Annotated in this window: 16 protein-coding genes; 5 read left to right on the forward strand and 11 right to left on the reverse strand. The window is 72.0% G+C overall.

Going from position 1 to position 16,585, the window contains the following annotated elements:
- Positions 1–4: 4 nt before the first annotated feature.
- On the reverse strand, positions 5–1,675 hold the full coding sequence (locus tag ACFQWG_RS09620; RefSeq protein WP_380974779.1) for an FAD-binding protein: 1,671 nt from the start codon (positions 1,673–1,675) through the stop codon (positions 5–7).
- A gap of 124 nt (positions 1,676–1,799) precedes the next feature.
- Here ACFQWG_RS09620 and ACFQWG_RS09625 point away from each other — a divergent pair, with 124 nt between their 5' ends.
- The 3 genes from ACFQWG_RS09625 (at position 1,800) to ACFQWG_RS09635 (ending at position 3,692) form a co-directional block, all read left to right on the forward strand.
- On the forward strand, positions 1,800–2,411 hold the full coding sequence (locus ACFQWG_RS09625; RefSeq protein WP_380974781.1) for a TetR family transcriptional regulator: 612 nt from the start codon (positions 1,800–1,802) through the stop codon (positions 2,409–2,411).
- A gap of 25 nt (positions 2,412–2,436) precedes the next feature.
- Complete coding sequence (locus ACFQWG_RS09630) at positions 2,437–2,877, forward strand: hypothetical protein (protein ID WP_380974783.1); 441 nt, start codon at positions 2,437–2,439, stop codon at positions 2,875–2,877.
- 170 nt (positions 2,878–3,047) lie between these two features.
- Complete coding sequence (locus ACFQWG_RS09635) at positions 3,048–3,692, forward strand: CueP family metal-binding protein (protein WP_380974785.1); 645 nt, start codon at positions 3,048–3,050, stop codon at positions 3,690–3,692.
- Between the two features lie 113 nt (positions 3,693–3,805).
- Here the strand turns inward: ACFQWG_RS09635 and ACFQWG_RS09640 are convergent, their stop codons facing one another.
- The 5 genes from ACFQWG_RS09640 to ACFQWG_RS09660 all read right to left on the reverse strand — a co-directional run bounded on the left by ACFQWG_RS09640 (position 3,806) and on the right by ACFQWG_RS09660 (position 8,150).
- Positions 3,806–4,003: a hypothetical protein gene (locus tag ACFQWG_RS09640; protein WP_380974787.1), complete on the reverse strand. Its 198-nt coding sequence runs from the start codon at positions 4,001–4,003 to the stop codon at positions 3,806–3,808.
- Between the two features lie 24 nt (positions 4,004–4,027).
- A complete protein-coding gene (locus tag ACFQWG_RS09645; protein WP_380974789.1) occupies positions 4,028–5,479 on the reverse strand; it encodes an amidase family protein in 1,452 nt (483 codons plus the stop codon).
- Positions 5,480–5,489: 10 nt separating this feature from the next.
- The gene (locus ACFQWG_RS09650; RefSeq protein ID WP_291495123.1) at positions 5,490–6,326 is read right to left on the reverse strand and encodes an SDR family NAD(P)-dependent oxidoreductase; all 837 of its coding nucleotides are present in this window, start codon (positions 6,324–6,326) and stop codon (positions 5,490–5,492) included.
- Between the two features lie 106 nt (positions 6,327–6,432).
- Positions 6,433–7,176, reverse strand: coding sequence for a methionine ABC transporter permease (locus ACFQWG_RS09655; protein WP_380974791.1), 744 nt, complete (start codon positions 7,174–7,176; stop codon positions 6,433–6,435).
- The gene (locus ACFQWG_RS09660) at positions 7,173–8,150 is read right to left on the reverse strand and encodes a methionine ABC transporter ATP-binding protein (protein WP_380974793.1); all 978 of its coding nucleotides are present in this window, start codon (positions 8,148–8,150) and stop codon (positions 7,173–7,175) included. Before ACFQWG_RS09660 ends, ACFQWG_RS09655 begins: the two co-directional genes overlap by 4 nt.
- A gap of 373 nt (positions 8,151–8,523) precedes the next feature.
- Between ACFQWG_RS09660 and ACFQWG_RS09665 the strand changes: the two genes are divergently transcribed.
- Complete coding sequence (locus ACFQWG_RS09665; RefSeq protein WP_380974796.1) at positions 8,524–9,213, forward strand: methionine ABC transporter permease; 690 nt, start codon at positions 8,524–8,526, stop codon at positions 9,211–9,213.
- Between the two features lie 113 nt (positions 9,214–9,326).
- Positions 9,327–10,178: a MetQ/NlpA family ABC transporter substrate-binding protein gene (locus tag ACFQWG_RS09670; RefSeq protein ID WP_380974798.1), complete on the forward strand. Its 852-nt coding sequence runs from the start codon at positions 9,327–9,329 to the stop codon at positions 10,176–10,178.
- A gap of 63 nt (positions 10,179–10,241) precedes the next feature.
- Here ACFQWG_RS09670 and ACFQWG_RS09675 read toward each other — a convergent pair whose 3' ends face one another.
- The 5 genes from ACFQWG_RS09675 to ACFQWG_RS09695 form a co-directional block, all read right to left on the reverse strand.
- Positions 10,242–10,709 carry a RidA family protein gene (locus ACFQWG_RS09675; protein ID WP_380974800.1) on the reverse strand — a complete coding sequence of 156 codons (468 nt, stop codon included), beginning with the start codon at positions 10,707–10,709 and terminating at the stop codon, positions 10,242–10,244.
- Positions 10,710–10,881: 172 nt separating this feature from the next.
- On the reverse strand, positions 10,882–12,699 hold the full coding sequence (locus tag ACFQWG_RS09680; protein ID WP_380974802.1) for a carbohydrate-binding domain-containing protein: 1,818 nt from the start codon (positions 12,697–12,699) through the stop codon (positions 10,882–10,884).
- The gene (locus ACFQWG_RS09685; RefSeq protein WP_380976306.1) at positions 12,696–13,595 is read right to left on the reverse strand and encodes a polyphosphate polymerase domain-containing protein; all 900 of its coding nucleotides are present in this window, start codon (positions 13,593–13,595) and stop codon (positions 12,696–12,698) included. The genes ACFQWG_RS09680 and ACFQWG_RS09685 overlap by 4 nt, the downstream gene beginning before the upstream one ends.
- Positions 13,595–14,212, reverse strand: a complete 618-nt coding sequence (locus tag ACFQWG_RS09690; RefSeq protein ID WP_380974804.1) for a DUF4956 domain-containing protein — start codon at positions 14,210–14,212, stop codon at positions 13,595–13,597. Before ACFQWG_RS09690 ends, ACFQWG_RS09685 begins: the two co-directional genes overlap by 1 nt.
- 254 nt (positions 14,213–14,466) lie before the next feature.
- Positions 14,467–16,563 carry a right-handed parallel beta-helix repeat-containing protein gene (locus tag ACFQWG_RS09695; protein ID WP_380974806.1) on the reverse strand — a complete coding sequence of 699 codons (2,097 nt, stop codon included), beginning with the start codon at positions 16,561–16,563 and terminating at the stop codon, positions 14,467–14,469.
- Positions 16,564–16,585: the final 22 nt, after the last annotated feature.

The following is a 16,585-nucleotide window of genomic DNA, read 5'->3' on the forward strand; positions in this document are numbered from 1 at the left end:
CGCCTCACCGGATGGGCGGCGCAGCGGCCATGCGCCGCGCCCCGCGCAGGCCGAACACCGAGGCGGGGGCGATGGTCGAGCCCGGACCCGGATAGGTGTGCCCCATCACCGAGGCGGTCGTGTTGCCGGAGGCGTAGAGCCCCTCGACGACGGAGCCATCCTCGCGCAGGACCCGCGCATCGGCGTCGGTGACCAGGCCCCCCTTGGTCCCGAGGTCGCCGACCACCAGCTTGTACGCCGTGAACGGCCCTTTCTCCAGCGGTCCCAGGCACGGGTTCGGCCGGACCGTCGGATCGCCGTAGTAGCGGTCGTAGGCGGAGTCCCCCTTGCCGAAGTCCTGGTCCCTGCCCGTGCGGGCGAAGCCGTTGAAACGCTCCACCGTGGCACGCAGCGCGACCGGGTCGACGCCGATGCGGCGGGCGAGCCCGCCGAGCGTGGGCGACTTGTGCAGCAGTCCCTCGTCGGCCATCCCCTTCATCAGGCCCGGTTGGATGGAGAAGGTGCGGAAGTAGCGGCGGTTGTACCGCCCGTCCGTGATCATCCAGTACGCGCCGCCTCGGTCATGATCGTTCATGTGGTGGCCCAGATCGATGTAGGACTCGGCCTCGTTGGCGAAGCGCCCGCCCCGGGAGTCGACGATCATCATGTAGGGGAGGGACCGCTCGCCGACCAGGAAACCTCCGGCCGGCCCGTCCTGGAACGGAGCCAGCGTGGCGCCCCACCAGGCGTCGTCCATGTAGTCGAGCGCGGCGCCCACCTGATCGCGGGCGAACGCGATGGGTCCTCCCGTGTTGCCGGGGCTGCCCGAGGTGTGCCCGGTGACGTCCTGGTATGTGCGACGCCACTCCTGGTTGGACTCGAATCCGCCCGCGGCGAGCATCACGCCGCGTCGAGCGCGGAGTGTCCTCTCGCCCCCGGGTCCGCCGATGCGGACGCCGACGACACGTCGGCCGGCCCCCTCGCCCTCGACGATCAGGCTCGTCGCAGGCGCGCTCAGCAGCAACGGCACCTGGTTGCGCACCAGCACGGCCTGAGCGAACTGCGCGGCGAGCGCACCGCCGAGGCCCACCAGCTTCTTGCCGGAGACGAGCCCTCCGAGCGTGCGGAACACGAACTGGGCGCCGCGCGCGAAGCCGTCCGGAGTCGACCACGCTCGCCCCAGGAGCCAGACGTCGTCCGTGCGCACCGGGAGAGGGACGACCCCGCGCTGCGTGGCGGCCCATTCCCCGAGTCGTCTGACATCGAAGTTCCTGCCCTCGATCGCCCGCCCGATCTTGCCTCCGGGGCGCTCGGGGTAGTAGTCGGGGTAATCGCGATCCCGCATGAACCTCATCCCATGGCGCTCGGCCGTGAGCACGAAGTCGTCGACCGAGTCGATGAACGCCTCGATGCGCTCGCGCGACGAGGCGGGTCCCGGCGCGCCGATCGTCTCCGTCATGTACTCCAGGGCCTCCTCGCGGGAGTCCCCGGCGCCCTCGCGCCTCATCAGAGGATTGTCGGGAAGCCACATTCCGCCGCCCGACATCGAGGTGTTCCCACCCCACTGGTCGGTGCTCTCCACCATGACGACGCTCAGGCCCTCGTCCACCGCCCCCAGCGCCGTCGAGAAGGCGGCCGCGCCGCTGCCGACCACCACGATGTCATAGGTCTGGTCCCCACCCTGTTCTCCGGACATCCCTGAACCACCTTGTCTTGGCCGACCCGGCCCGGGAGGCCGCCTTCTCGCCGTACGTGCCGGGGTCCGCGCCCCGTTCCGCGACCTACCGGATAGCATTGTCCGGTTCAGTATACTGGGTGAGATGGATATCACGCAGCAGATCGCTCCGCCGCGGTCGAACCGGGGTCCGGCCGCGGCGGAGGAGAACCGCCGGGCGCTTCTGAGGGCGGCCCGGCTCCTGTTCGCCCGGCGCGGGTTCCGCGTCCCCCTCAGCGCCATCGCCAAGGAGGCCGGCGTCGGGCAGGGCGTGCTCTACCGGCATTTCCCCTGCCGCATGGACCTGGCGATGGCCGTCTTCGACGAGAACCTCACCCGTCTCGAGCGGACGGCGAGCGCCGCCTCCGGCGCAGGCCGCCCCGCCGCCTTCGAGGCCGTGTGGCGCGAGCTCCTGGATCTCATCCTCTCCGACGTGGCCTTCGTCGAGACCGCCGTCGAGTCCGAGAGGGATGGACGGGCCGTCCGAGCCGCCGACCGGCTCCAGACGACCATCGTCCCGCTGCTCGCCGCCGCCCAACGGGACGGGCGGGTGGGCCCGCGTCTGACCGCGGCGGATCTCTCCCGCGCTCTGCGCGCCGCCTACGGTCTGGTGGTCACCGCGGCGGGCGGGCCTTCCGCCCGCGCCGATGTGGAGGCGCTCATGCGCCTCCTCGGACTGCCTGGCCCGTCCCCCCGCGCCGGCATCCAGGCGCCCTAGCCGGATGCCTCTAGACTGTGCCGCAATGATCCTCCGACCGCCCGTGCAGCGCCGAGCCGCCCATCGCGGCCCCCAGCTGGCTGTCCTGTGCCTGGTGGCACTGGCGGCCGTGCTCGCGTGCCTCCTCGGGAGCCACGCGGCCCCCTCCCCGATGGGCGCCGAGGGCACCGCCGCGCCCGCACAGGCGGTCACCGCCCCTGCCTCGGTCCCCCACGCGGACGTCCACGCGGGTGACGCGGGCATGGTCCATGCCGCCGCCGTGTGCGCCGCCTGCTCGGACGAGCACCAGACGATGACCGCGGGATCCGCCTCGCTGTGGAGCGCGATCCTGCTGGGACTGGCTGCCGTCGCCTCCGTCGCCCCGGCGCCGCCCACTCGGCCGCTCGCCCTGGGGCCGGACACCGCCTCGCGGACCGCGCTGAGCGGATCCGAGCGGCGCGGGCTCCTCTGCATCAGCCGGACCTGAGGGGTTCCGACCTGCGGGACCGCGTCGGTGCCGGCGCGGTCCGAGGACGGCCGCTCCGCCCTCTCTCCGCGGGTCTTCCCCTCTCCCCGCGCCCACCGGTGGGCGCGAGCGGCGCGACGCGCGCCCACGGGACGTGCGCGCCGCAGGCCACGGACTGAAAGGACTTCTCTGTGAACACGAACACCTCCACCCCGCCCCGGATCCTCCGGCAGGGCCGGCGCTGGCTGGCTGCCGGCTTGGGCACTGCGTTGCTGGCGTCCAGCCTCGCACTGTCGGGCTGCGCCTCCGGGGCATCCGGGTCCGGTGGCCCCGCCTCGTCGGCCTCGCCGGCCGATGTCATCCTCTCCAGCCATGGCCTGGCTGGCCGGGACGCCGCCGGCGTCATCGACGCGCTGGAGGCCCAGGACGTCGACGACCGGCCGGCCGGCCTCACGGCCTCGGTGCGGCCCGACGAGCTCATGCTCGCCGATGGCGCGGGACATCAGGCCTCCCTGCCGATCCCCGAGGACCGCTTCTACCTATCCGTCGCCCCCTATGTCAGCCAGACCCACGAGTGCCATTACCACAGCCTCACCACCTGCACCGGAGAGCTCGGCGACACGGATGTGCGCATCCGCGTCACCGACGACGCGACAGGAGAGGCCCTGGTCGACGGCGCCATGACGACGGCGGACAACGGGTTCATCGGGCTCTGGCTGCCGCGCGGGATCCGCGCGACGCTGAGCGTCGAGGCGGACGGGGGAACGGCGACCGCCGCCGTCTCCACCTCCGGGGACGAGGCCGCGACCTGTCTGACCACGCTCCAGCTCAGCTGAGAGCACGGCGCCCCGCCTCCGGCGGAGACACGGAGGCCCCGGCACCGATGGGGCATTGCCGCCGTCGGTCCCGGGGCCTCCCCCGCGGCCGTAGACGTCGGGGAGTGCGGGGACTACTCGGCTCCGGCTTCGCGAGGGCCGTCGGCGGCATGGCGGCGGCCATGTCCGCCGCACCCGCACCCGCCGGCGCCGCCGCCGTGACCGCCGCACCCGCAGGAGTCTGCGGAGCCCGCCAGCTTCTCGGCGTCGACCAGCCGGAACATCTGGCGCGCCGCCTGCGGGGCCGCCTCTGAGATCGTCTTCTCGCTCATGCGCCCATCGTATCGGCGCCGTGGTCACGGCCGCAGACCGGAGACGATCTCCAGCAACCGGGCGACCGCCAGGGCGTCCTCGTCGTGGCCGCGACGCGCCACCACCTGCGCGCCCACCGGCAGACCTTCCCGGTCCACGCCGACGGGCACCGTGACCGCGGGCTGCCCCGTCAGGTTGAAGGGCCAGGTGAGCGGCGTCCACGCGATCCACGACCTCTCTCCTCCCTCGGGGGTCCGGACCCCCTCCGGGACCTGGCGCCCCGCGTCGAAGGCCGTGATCGGCACCGTGGGCGTCACCAGGACGTCGTGGCCGGCATGGAAACGGGCGAGCGCCGGGGCGACGCCCTCCCGCGCCCGGGTCGCCGCCCGCAGGAGTTCCACCGCGCCCAGGCCCCTCCCGCGCCGAAGCACCGCCCGGAGGCCGGGACTCAGAGCCGCCTCGGCCGCCTCCCCGAGCCCCGCGAGCTCCGCGGCCAGGACGCCCGACCACACCTGAGCCATGTCAGCGCTCCCCTCGCGCAGGGGCACCTCGGCCTCGTCCACCGCAACGCCGGAGGCGCGCAGCGCCTCCACCGCCTCTCCCACCACCCGGGCAACCTCGTCAGAGACCGCCGCCACCCCGAGGTCGGCGCTGAAACCGATGCGCAGCGTCTGGACGAAGGCCCGCGCATGGCGGACGACCTCGGTGCTGGACACCCGCGGGGCGTCCAGCGAGTCGGGATCCTCTGGACTCGGGCCCGCCAGCAGGTCCAGCGCCAGCGCCGCGTCCTCCACGCCCCGGGTGATCGGACCGACGTGGGCGAGCCGCCCGAAGGCGCCGGAGGGGGTGGCCGGGATGCGCCCGTAGGTGGCCTTGAGGCCCACCAGGCCGTTGAAGGACGCCGGAATGCGCACCGACCCGGCCCCGTCCGATCCCAGGCCCACCGCGCCCACCCCCGTGGCGGTAGCCACCGCGGCCCCGCCCGAGGAACCGCCGGCTGTGCGCTCGGGGTCCCAGGCGTTGCGGACGACGCCCCACACCGGAGAGTCCGACACGGCGCTCCACGCGTACTCAGGCATCGTCGTCTTCCCCACGATGACCGCGCCCGCCTCACGCAGCCGGGCGACCGCGGGCTCGTCCGCCGACTCCGGTGCGGCTCCAGCCCGCAACCGCGTCCCGCGCACGCTGGGCAGGCCGCGCACCGCCAGCGAGTCCTTCACCGTGACGGGCACCCCGTCGAACGGTCCGAGCTGGAGGCCGCGCCGCCACCTCAGGGCCGCCGCCCCGGCCTGATTCCGGGCGCCGGCCTCGTCGACCAGAGAGAGAGCGCGGAGGTCCCGCGCGCGCCCGCGCGCCCGGCCGAGGACCTCCTCCAGGACGTCGACAGGGGTGAACGCCCCGCTGGAGAACCCGATGCCCAGCTCCCCGATGGAGAGGAGACCGAGCCCTCCCCCGCCCCCGGTGGAGGCCTCGGGCGCGGCGGATCCGGCGGACATCGTGAGCTCCTCAGCGGGTGAGCAGCCCGGCATCGACCGGCACCTGGGCGCCGGTGATGTAGCGGGCCCGGTCCGAGGCCAGGAAGAGGACGAGTTCCGCGACGTCGTCGACCTCCACCCAGGGGACCGGCAGCAGGTTCCCCGCCGAGCGCTCCGCGATCTCCCGCGGCGTCGACCCCTCCTGAGCGGCCAGGCCATCGTTGAACGCGCTGTTGACGCCCGTGGGGTGGATGGAGACGACGCGGATGCCATGGGGAGCCAGCTCGATCGCCCACGACTTCGTCAGGCCGACCAGGCCCCACTTGCTGGCGGCGTAATGCGACAGACGCGGAAACCCGCGCAGTCCGGCGATGGAGGAGTTGTTGATGATGACGCCCGAGCCCTGGGCGATGAACGTGGGAATGACGGTCCGCGCCGCCAGCCACGCGCCCTTGAGGTTGATGTCGAGGACCGCGTCCCACTGGTCTTCGGTCAGGGCGGCGGCCTCCGCGTAGGAGCCGACGCCCGCGTTGTTGAAGAGCACGTCGATGCGGCCGAAGCGGTCGAGGGCGGCGGCGGCCGCGGCCTCGAGGTCGGCGGCGCTGCGCACATCGCCGGTTGCCGCCAGGAAACGCCCTCCTGAGGCCTCAATCTGCCTGCCCAGGGAGTCGAGCGCAGCGGCCTCATCGGTGACGTAGGCCGGATAGGGCAGCGGCCGGTCCAGGTCGAAGCCGACCACGGCGGCGTTCTTCCGGGCGAAGGCGAGGGCGGTGGCACGCCCCTGGCCGCTTCCGGCACCGGTGATGAGGACGACCTTGCCGGTGAAGTCCTCGGTGGTGGCGGCGGGAGAGATGACGGGTTCTGGCATGGGTTCCTCCTCAGGGCACCGGGATCGGGGCCGGTGCGGTCGTCGGTTACGGGTTCGCGTGCGGATGCGGGTCACGGACGAGGCCGTCGCCGCCCCGCCTCGCCCCTTACCCACGGGACATGGCGGCGACCGCGCGGTCGCCGGCGAGCTGGAGCAGTTGGACCAAGATGATCGTCAGGACGATCGTCACGACCATGACATCGGGCATGAAGCGCTGATAGCCGTAGTAGTAGGCGAGGGTCCCCAGGCCGCCCCCTCCGACGGTGCCGGCCATCGCCGAATAGGACACCAGGGTCACTGAGGTGACGGTGAGCGCCGCCACCAGGGAGGGCACGGACTCGCGCACGAGGACCCCGGCGGCGGTCTGCCACACGGAGGCGCCCGCCATCTGAGAGGCCTCCAGCACGCCCCGGGGCACCGAGGACAGCGCGTTCTCCACCAGGCGGGCGAAGAAGGGGATGGCTCCCACCGCCAGCGGTACGCAGGCCGCCTGCCAGCCCAGGGAGGTCCCAGCGATCAGACGGGTGAGGGGGATCAGGGCGATCATGAGGATGATGAACGGCGTGGATCGGCCGATGTTCACCAGCAGCGAGAGGGCCTGGTGGAGCGGGCGGTTGGGGCGCAGGCCGCCCGGCGCCGCCAGGGCCAGCAGTACGCCCAGCGGCAGGCCGAGCACCAGTGTGGCCGTCGTGGACACGGCGACCATGGCGGTGGTCTCCCAGATCGCCTCGGGGACCTTCGCCTGGATGAGCTCCCAGTTCTCCAGCGAGACGGCGCTCAGCGACGGCGGGTTCCCCCACCGGAGGGATCCCGGGAGGGCACTCGGCGCCCCTGAGGCCGGGACGCTCATGACGCGGCCTCCACCCGAAGTCCCGCCTCGCTCAGGCGGCGGACCACGCCGGGGCGGTCGGCCTCGGGGACGTCCAGCTGGAAGCGGGCGACGGATCCGCCCGCGATCGTCTCGATCGTGCCCGCCGTGATGGTGCTGGACCGCCCGAGGTCCGCCAGCACCCTGAGCGCGTCGGGGATCGCGATCCGCGTGGAGGACAGGGAGGCCTCAATGTGGGCGTGGGCCAGGCTCACGGGCGGGCTGGCCAGAGGGATCAGCTCCGCGGCCAACGCGCTCGACCCCCGGGAGACGATGTCGATGAGGCGGCCGGACTCGGTGATGCGCCCTCGTTCCAGGCGGCTGACGGAGTCGCAGACCTGACGGACCACCGACATCTCATGGGTGATGATGAGGACGGTGACGCCCAGCTCGTCGCGCACACGGGCGATGAGCTCGAGGATCTGCCGGGTCGTCGCCCAGTCCAGCGCGGAGCTCGGCTCGTCGCACAGGAGCACCGGCGGCTCGGCCGCGAGCGCGCGGGCGATGCCGACGCGCTGGCGTTGCCCGCCGGAGAGCTGGTGGGGGTAGGACTCCCCGCGGTCCCCCAGGCCGACGAGGTCGAGGAGCCGCGCCACCCGCTCCTCGCGCCGCACGCCGTCCGCCTTCGCGATCCGCAACGGGTAGCCCACGTTCTCCGCCGCCGTCCGGGAGAGGAACAGGTTGACGTCCTGGAAGACCAGCCCGATGGACCGGCGGCGCCGGCGCAGCTTGGGCTCGGAGAGGGTCGTGATCTCCTGGCCGTCGATCCTCACCGATCCCGAGGTCGGTCGGGCCAGGCCCGTCAGACACCGGATGAGCGTCGACTTGCCCGCACCCGAGGGACCGACGATCCCGTGGATCTCGCCGGCCGGGATGTGCAGGTCCAGTCCGTCGAGGGCGACGATGTCCCCGCCAGAGGTCCGGTAGACCATCCGGAGGTCCTCGACGTCGATCATGCTCGGTCTCCTCGGGGTGGGGCGTCGGTGGACCGGGGACGTTCCCCGTGCACAGAAGCGTGCTTCGGGGAAAACACCTCCGAGGTGTTCGACCGGAATCCGAGATCACGTGAACGACATTCACCGGCGAATTCCGCCGCGTCTTTCCGCTGCACTCCGCGGATATGATTCCGCGAATCCAGCGTCACCCGGTTCCGGTATTCGGAACCGGGTGAAATGAACTCGAACACGGGTTCCGTTTACATTCTCTCGGTTTCGGAAACCGTCCGTCCAGATTGAAGATTCGCCAATAGGCTCCGGGACCAACACCATTGTCACCGCCGTCGGAGAGTCCTTTCCCCGGCGCGATCCGACCAGGGGAAGGAGCGAGGAGATGCCCAGTCCTGGGATCGTCGTCGACCCGGCTCTGAGCGACAAGCTGCCGCAGGCGCTCATGGAGACTCTCTCGATGGTCGCCTGGTCCGGGGCGGCCACCGTCGCGCTCGGCATTCCCCTGGGGGTCGCGCTGTTCACGACCTCACCGGCGGGCCTGCGGCCCGCACCGCACTTCTACCGCGCGGCCTCGGCCCTGGTCAACGTCGCCATCTCCCTGCCCTTCGTCATGCTCGTGACCCTGGCGCTGCCCCTCATCCGCCTGATGGTGGGCAGTGCCAGCGGCTGGCAGGCGACCGTCATCCCGCTCACGGTGGCGACCTTCCCCTTCCTGGCGCGGCTGGTCGAGATCTCTGTGCGATCGGTGCCCGGCGCCACCGTGGAGGCGGGGCTCCTGGCGGGCGCCTCCCCGGGCCAGATCGTCGTGGGCATCCAGCTGCGGGAGTCCCGCTCGCGCCTGGCTGCAGACGTCACAGTCGCCGCGATCTCACTGGTCTCCTACTCGGCGCTGGTCGGAGTCGTGGGAGGCGGTGGGCTCGGGTATCTGGCAATCTCCTACGGCTACAACCGGTTCCGGACGGACGTCATGATCGTCACGCTCCTGGTGATCATCGCCTTCGTACAGGTCGTCCAGATCGCGGGGACGCGTTTCGCGAACCGCCTGGACCCGGCCCACACCACCGGGGGGTGACGCCGGACGCCGCGCCACCGCCTAGCTCTTCCCCCTCTCCCTCGTCCCCCGAGCACCGACCCATCAGCACCGACGGATCTCCGTCGGCGAATCCCCGAAACGGAGAAGCACCGATGAAAAAGCCTCTGCCCTCGCTCGTCGCCCTCGGCCTCGCCGCGACCCTCGCCTGGACCCTCGCCGCATGCTCGAACGGCGCCGACGCCGCCGACTCGGGCGGGTCCGACGGCACCGCGGGAACCGCGACCATCCGGATCGGAGCCGCCCCCACACCGCATGCGAAGATCCTGGAATTCATCCAGGACAATCTGGCGCGGGATGCGGGAATCACCCTGGACATCGTCGAGTACACGGACGAGACACGACTCAACCAATTGGTGGCCGATGGCGACCTCGATGCGAATTACTTCCAGCACAAGCCGTATTTCGATTCCCAGGTGGAGGAATTCGGCTATGAGCTGACCGCTCTGGAGGGCGTTCACATCGAGCCCTATGCGCTGTATTCGAAGAAGGTCACCGACATCGGCGATCTGGCCGACGGCGCGACCATCGCTGTGACGAACGACCCCGTGAACCTGGGACGCGCCCTGGACCTCCTGGAGACCGGTGGCCTCATCACCGTCTCCGACACGGGCGACAAGGATCCGACGCTGCTCGACATCGCTGAGAACCCCAAGGACCTCGAGTTCATCGAGACGGATCCCGCCCAGTTGGTCCGCGCCCTCGACGATGTGGACGGCGCGGTCATCAACGGGAACTATGCCCTCGACGGCGGGCTGAATCCGACCGAGGACGGCCTCCTCGTGGAGAGCGGCGTGGACAACCCCTACGCGAACTTCGTCGCGGTGAAGACCTCCCGCGCCTCCGAGGAAGCCATTCAGACCCTGGACAAGCTGCTCCATTCCGACGAGGTGAAGGCCTACATCGAGCAGACATGGCCCAGCGGCGAGGTTCTGCCCGCCTTCTGAGATCGGCCCGGCGACGCGGGTCCGGGACCCGTGTCGCCGGGCGTCGCCGTCCGCCGGATCCCGTCAGGCGGGCTCCGTCAGCGCGAACTCGGCCTCGACCTCGACCGAGGCGTCCAGCGGAAGCACCGCGACGCCGACGGCCGAGCGGATGTGCCCACCCTCGAAGATCTCCCCGTACAGCTCGGACGCCCCGTTGAGGACCGCCGCCTGGCCCGTGAAGTCCGGGCGCGAGCTCACGAATCCTGTCACCTTGACGACGCCGGCCAGCCGGTCGAGGCCGCCCGCCGCCTCTGCCGCAGCGGCCAGGGCGTTGAGGGCCGCCACCCGCGCCGCCTCCTTGGCCTGCGCCGGATCGGTGCCGCCCTGGCCGACCGAGCCCGTGCAGGTGAGGGAGCCGCCGGCCGAGGGGAGCTGACCCGACGTCCGCGCCACCGCGCGGTCGACGAGGGCCGGGACGTAGGCGGCCACGGGCGCGGCCACCGGAGGCAGCTCAATGCCCAGTTCTGTGAGTCTCTGCGACGTCGTGGTCATGTCGGAATCCTCCTCGAGGGGATCGGCCGGATGCCGGGGCCCCGATCCGGGCGGCGGGACGCCCTCGTCGACGGCGCCGCGGGAACGGCACCGGCGAGGGCGACGCCCCGGGCCCCAGGGTAGTCGCGGGGCGCGCGCCGAGCTGGTCGGGTCCAGGCGGGATCGAGCCGGATCAGCGCGGGCCTCCCCCCGGGCCTCCCATCGCGGCAGAGCCGCCCTCTCCGGCCGTCACCTGGGTCGCGGCGCCGTCCACCGTCACCGTGTAGGCCGATCCGGCGGACACGTCGGCGCCGGAGTAGACGACGCTGCCGAACTGCTTGACCGCGGTGAAGGAGACGAGCTCCGTCCCTGAGCCGTCCGTGACCGTGACCGTGGATCCGGCCGCGCCCGAGACGGTGGCGGCGATCCACCCCTGGCCGTCGGTCGAGGTCGGCGACTCGGCCATGCCGGAGGAGCCGACGGCCAGAAGCACCCCGCCCGTGACGGCGAACGCGCCGTTCGTGTCCAGCGCGCCGTTGCCGTCGCTCGTCGGGCCCCACACGGTCGTGTTCCCGCCGCTGACGGTCATGTCGCCGTTGGAGTCCAGGCCGTCGCCGCCGGCATCGACGGTGACGGTGCCGCCGCTGATGTCGAGCTGCTCGCCGCTGTCCTCCATGCCGCCGCCCATGCCGCCCTGCGCGGTCGGCTGGTCCTCCGTCGTGTCGGACTCCTCGGAGGTCGCGGCGAGGCCGGCCTCGACGGTGATGGACCCGGAGCCGTTGATCCCGTCGTCGGATGCCGTGATGTCGACCGTCCCAGCGGAGATCGTGACGAGCCCCGCCTCCAGGCCCTCGTTCGACCTGGTCACGACCGCTGTCGCGCCGTCCAGGACGGCTGCGACCTCCGCATGGACGCCGTCGTCCCCGCTGGCCACGGTGACGGCCCCCGAGGTCAGGCGCAAGGCGCCTTTCGAATGGAGCCCGTCGTCGGCTGCGTCGACGTCGAGGGCGGCGCCGTCCACGATGAGGAAGGTCCCGGCCTTCACGCCCTTCGCCGAGGCGTCTGTCTTCCCGGCGCTGGCGCCGCCTCCGCTTGTGAGGTCGAGGGTGCCGCCGGTGAGCACGACGTCCGTCTGGGCGGAGAGGGCGTCGCCCGCGGAGGTCACCTGGATGTCCCCGCCCTGGATGTCGATGTATCCCCGGGAGGCGTCCTCATCCTGGTCGGAGGTCAGCCCGTCTCCTCCGGCGTCCACGGTGATCGTGGCGTCCTCCACCGTCAGGGAGTCCTTTCCCCTGAGTCCGTCGTCCGCGGCCGTCACGTCGAGCGCTCCCGACTCGATGACGAGATCGTCGGTCGAGGTGATCCCGTCGTTGCCGTTGCCGGTCACGGTCAGCGTGCCGTCCCCCGTGATCGTGAGGTCGGCGTCGGCGTAGATGGCGGCATTGGCCTCCGCGGAGTCGTCGTACGAGGACGCGTCGGAGACGACCGAGTCGCCGGCCAGCGACAGCGCCACGTCGTCCGCCGTCGCCACCTCGATGGCGGCCCCGGATCCGTTCGCGATCCTCGCCCCGTCCAGGATCAGCACCACGAGGGCGTCCTCGCCGGCGTCCACGACGACCTGCCCGTCCAGCGACCCGCTCAGGCGGTAGACGCCCGCCTCGGTGACGGTCACGGTCGACCCATCGACCGTCACGCCCTCGGAGTCCGAGCTGGCCGAGGTCCCCGAGAGCGCCACATCCTGCGCGTCGGCCGCGTCCCACTCGTCGTCCTCCACCGACGAGGCGTCCTCGTCGGCCGCGAGCGCCTCCTCGGCGCTTGGCGGATCCGTCGTGTCCCCGGCCTCCGAGGCGGCCTGGACCGCGGAGGCGCCATCGGCGGACTCGGCGCCGCTCGCCACGGAGTCGGGGGACGCCCCGGAGCCGGCGGAGGCGTCGACGCCTAGGTCGCAGGCCGCCAGGGAGATCGCCGCGGCGGCGAGCAGGCCCGAGGCCTTGAGGATCGTCTGTCTCATCGTGTCGGCCCTTCGGTGGTCGTCCCGGCGACGGCCGGGATGGTGGTCGGATGGTCGCCGGATCTCGGCCCGCCGATCCGCGCGCCGTGGGGGTCGGCGCACAGCCCGGTCGACCTCGCCGTCTGGAGATCGGCCCGGCGCAGCGCCCGCGCCCACCGGTTTGCGGGGAGATCGGGGTGGAGAGCGGCCAGGGCCGTGGCGAATTTCGAGACGCGCTCAGGACGGCGGCCATGGGCCCAGAGGAGCCGGTCGAGGCATGACGGGCTGGAATCGGACTTCGTCTCGATGATGGCGAGATCCGGGCAGTCCAGTCGCGCGCCGACGGCATCCGTCCACACGAGATCGGTGTCGAGCGTGGCTCGCCCGCCCTCGGGCATCGCGAGCGTCGCTCGCCTGTAGGAGCAGTGGAGCACGGGCCGGAGCCGTTCCGCCAGCGAGGGCTCCCGTCCCAGGGCGGCGAGTCGTCCGCCGACCCACGCGCGCCCCGCGTCGGTGAGATCGTCGGCCCGGGCCGCCGCCAACGGGAGCGTGATCCTCTCCTTCACGGTCGCCCCGCGGGGCCCGCGCGTCTTGACCTCGAGGAATGCGCTCGCGGAGTCGGCGTAGACGCGGGTACGGACCTTGAAGCGGCGGCGGCGGGGATGCGCCGCAGCGCAATAGCTGTCCAGGCCGGGCGTGTCGAAGTAGGTCGAGCGGTAGACCTGGGTGCGGACGCCGCCGATCTCCAGGACCCGCGTGGCGGGATCGAGTCCCGCGAGGACGGCTGGGACCTGCGGCCGCTCCAGGAGGTACTTGCGGTCGATCCGGGTGAGCATCTCCGCGCGCGCGACCAGCTCGTCCAATGAGATCGACGGGAGCGGGGGGATCGGCGCCGCCCAGGCCGCCGGGGCCGTCATCACGCCACCTCCTGGGACGCCCCGGCCCGCTCCGCCGCATCGGCCGTCCTCCGTGGACTGCGCCGAGGCACGCCAGAGGGGCGGCGCAGGCGGACCTGGACGACGGTGAGATCGTTGACGAGGTCGAGGCGGACCACGCTCACGCCGACGATCTCAGCCCCGAGGAGCTCCCCGAGAGTGCGACGCAGGTCGGCCTCGTCGGCGATCGCGCGGTCGAGGTGCACCTCCTGCGTGTCGTACCCGCCGAAGAGGAGCCTGCTGTCTCCGACCGCCAGCGCGGCGACGACCAGCGCGACCAGTCCGGCGACCTCCGGGGTGACCGCGTCTGCCAGACCGGTGAGCAGCCCGACGGCCAGGGACGCGAAATAGTAGGCGACCTCGCGCTGGCTGATCTCCGAGGAACGGAGCCGGATGATCGACAGGACGCCGAAGAGGCCCAGGCCCACCCCGGCGGCGACCGTCGTGGAGGCCAGCACCGCGGAGACGGCGTACACCCCGATGTTCACGCCCAGGAACGCGACGACCAGGTCCGCGCGCCGATGCCGCGGGAAGTACAGTCCGAGGACGAGGACGGCGATGGCGGCGACGTCGAGCAGGATCGGCAGCGCGGTGGTCATGGTCGGGCTCCTTGGGGAGACGGCAGATGACCCTATTGCGCCAGTTGCGTCTGTGAACCCGCTGTGGCCGTCGTCAGCCCGGTCTGTGAGAGGTGAACGGGAGGTGAACGACCGGGCTCGCGGGCATGCGGAGCGCGCCTGGTGCCCTCTGCACCCGAGCGCCCGCCCCGAGGTTCATCGCGGTCCGGGGCCGGATTCCGGCCAGAACGGGGACTGAACCTCGGGGCGGGCGTCAGCGGGCGCCGGAGGAGGCGTCACCAGATGCGCAGTTCGTTCCTGCCGTCGCGCAGCGCGTGCAGCGGACCGGCCGGGACCAGCGCGCCCGCCGGGGCCACATCGCCGACCAGGTCCGTGTCCATCACGGCCGGCCTCCCGTCCCGCTCCTCGAACTCCGCATCCGCGAAGTAGGTGCGCTCCAGATCGGCGCCTCCGACGCGCGGCATGCGGGAGACGGCGAACGCCTGCGGCAGAGTGATCTCCAGGATCACGCCCCGCCGGGCGGGGTCGCCCGCTCCCGCGGCGGCCTCCGGATCGGGGTCCACCGCCACCGAGGCGGCTCCGTCCAGGACCGCCGCCCCGTCCTCGCCCTCGAACGGCCGTGCCCCGTCCGCGTAGACGTTGTGGCGGACGTAGGCGGGCAGGCGGCGCCCGTGGAAGGTGTCGTGGTCGTGCGTGCCGTCGGCGGAGAGAACCGGTTCGAGATATTCCTCGAAGGAGGCGGGGTATCCGTCGTAGCATGCCGTCCCCGCGCCGATGACCGTGCGGTCCCCTCCCCGGAAACACGGCCCGTAGGCCCGTTCCGGGTCACCGCCGACGAACAGGTTCCCCACCCATCGGTCGTCGCCGCCCGGGATCACGGAGTACCCCGCGACCTGGGTGGAGTGGGGACGGTGGTAGGGCGTGGCCCGATCCATCACGGGTTCGACCCGGACGGTGCCGGCGACGAGGTTGTGGACGAAGGCTCCTCCGCCGCTGACGACCTCGAGGGCTGCAGGCGAGGCGAGGACGTTGTGCTCCACCAGATACGGACCGTGGCTGACCTCGACGAACAGGTCCCGGCAGTTGTCGTGGTACACGTTGCGCGAGATCCTCGTCCCCTGGGTCTCCCAGTCCAGCCACGTCCCCAGCGTGCAGCGGTGGATGTGGTTGTGGCGGATCGTCACGTCGATCGCCGCGTGGAGCTTGATGCCGGCGATCTCGTGCCCGAAGAACTCGCGGCGGGTCGCGATGTCGTGGATGTCGTTGTCCTCGATGGTGGAGAACACGCACCCGAGGTGCCCGACGATCCCGGTCTGGCCGCAGTCGAAGATCTCGTTGCGCCGCACGATGTGGGAGCCGATGTGCTCCTGGTCCCATCCGATCTGCCGGGCGGCGAACACGGACTCCAGCTGGTACTGGTAGCCGGGCTTGTCGCGGCGGACGGAGGCGAAGTTCTGGCCGGTCGAGGCCTCCTTTCCGAGGGAGACACCTGAGCACCGGGAATCGTGGATGACGTTGTCCTCGATGAGCCAGCCCTTCGCCCAGTTCGGCCCGATGAGCCCAGGCTGTTCGGCCGTGGGCGGAGCCCATTGGGTCGCCGCCTGGGCCAGCTCGAAGCCGCGCACGGCGATCCAGTCGATGTGGTGGCGTCGCGGGAGGAACACGGCCGGGCGGACGTTGACCTCGATGAGGTGGTCGTTGGGGTCGACGCCAGCGCCGAAGTGAGCCCAGACCGTGGTGGCGCCGCCGACTCCCCCGGCCTCGACCTCGGCGAACCATGTGCGCGCCTCCCAGTCGGGGTCCGGGACAGGCACCGCGGTCTGCGTCCAGTCGTCGACGAGGACGTCCCCGCGCGCCGGATGGGCGACCGCCTCACGCGACGGCGCCTCGGACAGCGACCTGCCGTCCAGGTAGACGGCGCCCGCGTGCCGCTTCGGGGTGCCAGGATCGCGAGGATCGGGGCGCACCAGCCAGTCGCCGAACAGTTCAGTGGCGAAGGGGTTGAAATCCCCGAACAGCGTGTTCGGGATCGTGGCGCGCCAGACCTGGGCGCCGGACGCGTCCCGGGCGCTCCGGTCCCCGCCCGCGGCACCGACGAGGTCGGTGCGGTCCTCCCGGATCCACCCGGTCACGACCTCGGATCCGGTGATGACGGGACGCTCGCCTGGGGCCGCGGCGTAGGTGATGCGCCGCCTGTCGCTCGCTCCTCCTCGCGGTGGTCGCACCCATTCGCGGTAGGTGCCCTGGTGCACGAGGACCGTGTCGCCGGGCAGGGCCAGCTCCGCGGCCCGGGAGACCGTGCGCAGCGGCGACGAGGACGTCCCCGGTTGGGCATCGGAACCGTCGATGGAGACATGGAGAGTGCGTGACATGCTGAGGACTCTTCCTTCTGGG

It is taken from the genome of Schaalia naturae (genome assembly GCF_042665795.1).
Lineage (GTDB): Bacteria > Actinomycetota > Actinomycetes > Actinomycetales > Actinomycetaceae > Pauljensenia > Pauljensenia naturae.

Excerpts from the sequence above, each read along its gene's own strand:
- ACFQWG_RS09620 (WP_380974779.1), bottom strand. The coding sequence starts at position 1,675 with ATGTCCGGAGAACAGGGTGGGGACCAGACCTATGACATCGTGGTGGTC.
- ACFQWG_RS09625 (WP_380974781.1), top strand. The coding sequence starts at position 1,800 with ATGGATATCACGCAGCAGATCGCTCCGCCGCGGTCGAACCGGGGTCCG.
- ACFQWG_RS09630 (WP_380974783.1), top strand. The coding sequence starts at position 2,437 with ATGATCCTCCGACCGCCCGTGCAGCGCCGAGCCGCCCATCGCGGCCCC.
- ACFQWG_RS09640 (WP_380974787.1), bottom strand. The coding sequence starts at position 4,003 with ATGAGCGAGAAGACGATCTCAGAGGCGGCCCCGCAGGCGGCGCGCCAG.
- ACFQWG_RS09645 (WP_380974789.1), bottom strand. The coding sequence starts at position 5,479 with ATGTCCGCCGGATCCGCCGCGCCCGAGGCCTCCACCGGGGGCGGGGGA.
- ACFQWG_RS09650 (WP_291495123.1), bottom strand. The coding sequence starts at position 6,326 with ATGCCAGAACCCGTCATCTCTCCCGCCGCCACCACCGAGGACTTCACC.
- ACFQWG_RS09655 (WP_380974791.1), bottom strand. The coding sequence starts at position 7,176 with ATGAGCGTCCCGGCCTCAGGGGCGCCGAGTGCCCTCCCGGGATCCCTC.
- ACFQWG_RS09660 (WP_380974793.1), bottom strand. The coding sequence starts at position 8,150 with ATGATCGACGTCGAGGACCTCCGGATGGTCTACCGGACCTCTGGCGGG.
- ACFQWG_RS09665 (WP_380974796.1), top strand. The coding sequence starts at position 8,524 with ATGCCCAGTCCTGGGATCGTCGTCGACCCGGCTCTGAGCGACAAGCTG.
- ACFQWG_RS09670 (WP_380974798.1), top strand. The coding sequence starts at position 9,327 with ATGAAAAAGCCTCTGCCCTCGCTCGTCGCCCTCGGCCTCGCCGCGACC.
- ACFQWG_RS09675 (WP_380974800.1), bottom strand. The coding sequence starts at position 10,709 with ATGACCACGACGTCGCAGAGACTCACAGAACTGGGCATTGAGCTGCCT.
- ACFQWG_RS09680 (WP_380974802.1), bottom strand. The coding sequence starts at position 12,699 with ATGAGACAGACGATCCTCAAGGCCTCGGGCCTGCTCGCCGCCGCGGCG.
- ACFQWG_RS09685 (WP_380976306.1), bottom strand. The coding sequence starts at position 13,595 with ATGACGGCCCCGGCGGCCTGGGCGGCGCCGATCCCCCCGCTCCCGTCG.
- ACFQWG_RS09690 (WP_380974804.1), bottom strand. The coding sequence starts at position 14,212 with ATGACCACCGCGCTGCCGATCCTGCTCGACGTCGCCGCCATCGCCGTC.
- ACFQWG_RS09695 (WP_380974806.1), bottom strand. The coding sequence starts at position 16,563 with ATGTCACGCACTCTCCATGTCTCCATCGACGGTTCCGATGCCCAACCG.